At 71.7% G+C, this 3,428-nt stretch carries 4 protein-coding genes; 1 reads left to right on the top strand and 3 read right to left on the bottom strand.

Annotated features, from left to right (window positions below; all coding sequences use genetic code 11):
• Nucleotides 1-233: 233 nt before the first annotated feature.
• A complete protein-coding gene (locus QH283_RS20395; protein WP_280504583.1) occupies nt 234-704 on the bottom strand; it encodes an anti-sigma factor in 471 nt (156 codons plus the stop codon).
• A gap of 282 nt (nt 705-986) precedes the next feature.
• The gene (locus QH283_RS20390; protein WP_280504582.1) at nt 987-1,394 is read right to left on the bottom strand and encodes an STAS domain-containing protein; all 408 of its coding nucleotides are present in this window, start codon (nt 1,392-1,394) and stop codon (nt 987-989) included.
• A gap of 232 nt (nt 1,395-1,626) precedes the next feature.
• Between QH283_RS20390 and QH283_RS20385 the strand changes: the two genes are divergently transcribed.
• On the top strand, nt 1,627-1,935 hold the full coding sequence (locus tag QH283_RS20385; protein WP_280504581.1) for a hypothetical protein: 309 nt from the start codon (nt 1,627-1,629) through the stop codon (nt 1,933-1,935).
• Nucleotides 1,936-2,055: 120 nt separating this feature from the next.
• Here QH283_RS20385 and QH283_RS20380 read toward each other — a convergent pair whose 3' ends face one another.
• Nucleotides 2,056-3,138, bottom strand: coding sequence for a PP2C family protein-serine/threonine phosphatase (locus QH283_RS20380; RefSeq protein ID WP_280504580.1), 1,083 nt, complete (start codon nt 3,136-3,138; stop codon nt 2,056-2,058).
• Nucleotides 3,139-3,428: the final 290 nt, after the last annotated feature.

Here is a 3,428-nt window from a genome sequence, read left to right as displayed (position 1 = left end):
CCGTTTTCGTTTTCTTGGGGCCCGGGGTGACCCCCGGGCCGGGTCTGGTATGACCTGCGGAAACTGTGCAGCGCCCGAGCCGGCGGCCGGGCGCGTTTAGGCATAAGCGGAAGTCCTCGTCACCGTGAGCGCCCGCATCGGAGCCGATCCGGCCCGTGTGGCATAGTGGGGACGCGCCCCCGGGTCGAGGGCAATCGCCGACGCGGCGTGGGCCACAGTCCAGCAAACGACGTTTACCGATCAGTCGGTTCGGGTAACCGATAGATCGGCATGTTTGCCGGAAGCGGACGTTTCCGACACCTGCTTCCGACTGAGTGCGAAGGACGAGGCTTGAGCGCGAACTTGATGATCGTGGACGACGACGACCGGATCCGCCGGGACCACTCGAATCCGATCGCGGTGCGATAGCCACCCACCACGAAGTCGTACGATTCCTGAGTCGCCTCGACCGAGTCGGTGAGCGTGCGCACGATGTGCCAGCCGAAGCCGGACTGCGCGACCGCCTCCTTGGAACGGCACACCCCCCGCACGCGCACACTCATCCGGTCCTCGGCGTAATCCAGCTCGCAGTCCAGATCCGAGCCGGGCACCGCGTCCAGGACCAGCGCCGTTGCCACCTCGTCGAGCGCCAGACGGATGTCGGCGACCTCGTCGATGGCGAAGTCGGCGATGTGACCCACCGTCTCGGCCAGCGCGCGCAACATGGTGAGCTGCTCGGGGCGCGCCGGCACGCGGACGCCTATGGTCGTCGCAGCCGTCGCGGGCTGCCATCGCGCCCGATCCCCCATTATCATCGCCACCTCGTTCGCCTCGCTTCGTCGTCCGCGTACCACCCCGCCGCCGTAGCTGATGCGAATCGGCTGATGCGAATCGGCGACGGTGGGCGGTTCACACTCGGAAGGCGCTTACCCGGCGACTTCACCGGCCAAACGGCCCAGTGCCGGTGCCGGCGGCCGGGTGGCCGAGATCACGGCGAGGGAGGGGCTTCAGACCGTCATGGCCGCGCGTAACGAGGAATAGCGGTGGAAGCGGCCGCGCACGCCGGTCAGTTCCAGCGAGCGCTCCACCTCGGGACGGGCGGTCACCAGACGCACGTCGACACCGCGACGAGCGGCCGGGGCCTGGACGTCGCCGAGGGCGGCCGCGGCCCGCAGACTCAGGAACAGGGTGGCGCGCAGATCGATCACGACCGCGTCCGCCGCCGCGCGGACGGCGTCGTCGAGCGCTCGGCGGAACTGCGGCTGGACGAGCGCGTCGAGCTCGCCTTCGATACGGACCACCACGCAGCGGTGGTCGCCGTCCAGCGTGCGCACGCAGGTGCAGCGGGCGCCGGGCTCGTCGTGGGCGCCGCCGGTGTCATGGAGCCGGCGGGAGAGCGGGACTTCGACTGCCATGGATGGAACCTCCCCGGATCAGGTCCAGATCGGTACGGCTGGGTCATCGATACGGCTGGGTCATCTGACGGGTGGAGCCACAGCTCGGCCTGAGTACGGGGCGAGCTGCCTACAGTCTGGCACGCCGGGGCAAGCCCTGTCACCGGCCGGGGTTGACCCTGCCGGCGAACCGGCGTAGACCGGGTTATCTCCCCCTTTCACGTGTTCACCGGTGCACCGAGAGGAGCTCGTCATGACAGCCCACGTGCCCTATCCACAACACGGAAATTTTCCCGACCACGTCCGCACCAGTCGCTCCCACGCGGGCGAGTCGATCGAGGACACCCGCAACTGGCCCGGCATGTTCCTGGTCGGCCTCGGCATCGTCACCGTCGGTCTCACCATGACCGCCGCGGGTTACGGTTTCGAGGGCTGGGCGCTGATCGGCGGCATCTCCACCGCCACCTTCCTGCTGTTCGGCATCGCCCTGATCACCCTGGAGCACCGGCGGATGCGCAAGATCTCCGCCGAGCAGAAGGGCTACGACGACCGGGGTCACTGACCCCCGATCACCCGCCACCGTCGACGGCCCGCCGGGACGGTCCGCGGATTCGGCACGGCCGCGCCCGCGCGGCCGGTTCGGGCGACGGCTCAGCAGAGACGCTCAGGGAGCAGTGACAACTCAGGAGATCGGCGCGACGGCGACGGTAATGTTGTCGTTGCCGCCGCTGCGGACGGCGAAATCGGCCAGATCGCGCGCCGCGGCCATCGGGTCGTCGGCGGCGGCGATGGCCGCCAGCTGCTCGGCGTCGGGCCGGTAGTTCCACAGGCCGTCACTGCACAGCAGCAACCTGCCCGGGGTGTCCGCGCGGAAGGTGCGCACCGCCTTGTCCGACCACGGCCGCTCGTCGGTGTCGGCGCCGAGCCAGCGCAGCAGGGTGTGCGCCCTCGGGTCGTTCATCGCGGCCTGCTCGTCCATCGCGCCCGCGTCGACCAGGGCCTGCGCCCAGGAGTCGTCGACGGTGAGCCGCTGGGAGGGGATGCCCGTCTGCTCCGCCCCGGGAGCGGCGAGCCAGTAGGCGCGGCTGTCGCCGACATTGGCCACGGTGATGTCCACCGCGCCACCGCCCGCACCGCGCACGATGGCCGACACGTACGTGCACGAGGGCGCGTTGTGTTCCTCGGTGGGGATCGAGCGCACCGCCTCCGAGGCGGCGCTCAGCCCCTCCACCGCGGCCTCGGTGGCGGGCAGGCCGCGTTCCAGCGCCCGCAGGCAGGCCCGCACGCCCGCGCGCACCGCCGAGCCGGAAGCGGCCTGCGGGTCGGAAGAAGTGGACACCCCGTCGCAGACCACGATGACCGTGGTGTGCGGGCCGTGCTCGCCCTCCACCACGGCGGCGGCGACAGCGTCCTCGTTGCGGGCGTGCGCGATACCGCGATCGGTGACCAGGCAGACCGCCCCGAGATCGGCCTCGAAGCGGTCGGCGGCGCCCTCGGCGGGCGGCAGCGCGACCCACTTGTCGGTCAGGTCGAGGCCGCAGGCGGGACAGACCGGGACACCGGGGTTCTCCGCGTCGCAGCCGGGACAGCGCGGACCGCTGCCGCGCACCGTGCGCGCGGTGCGGATCTCGACGGTGGGCGCGGCCGCGGCCCGTGTGGTGTCCACCGTCGGCGATTCCGCCGTCGAGGCGCCCTCCCGCGCGGTCGGCCGTTCGATCGGCATGGTGGTTGCTTCGGCGGGATCGTCGGGCAGATCGCGATTCACAGCGTGGTCCTCGGGCGGGTGTCGGTGGCGCCCCCGACCGGCAGGTCGGGGCTGCTGCCCGGCTGATCGGGGCCAGAGTCCGGCAGGTCGGACCTCCAGCGCCGCGTCCCCGCCCTACCGGCGTTCGAGTCTCCCGGCGTTGCCCGCACCCTGTCCCCCTTCGTCACCAACCGGCGCAGTCGTTCCCGCATCGTACGACAACCGCCGGGGTGTGCCCGCATCCGCTGATCGCGGCCCCGGGGGGGGCGCGGGCGGGCCCCCCGCGCGCGCGGGGGGGGGGGCAGGGGGGG

It is taken from the genome of Nocardia farcinica, assembly GCF_029867845.1.
GTDB lineage: Bacteria > Actinomycetota > Actinomycetes > Mycobacteriales > Mycobacteriaceae > Nocardia > Nocardia farcinica_A.
This window is presented reverse-complemented; position numbering and strand designations above follow the sequence as displayed.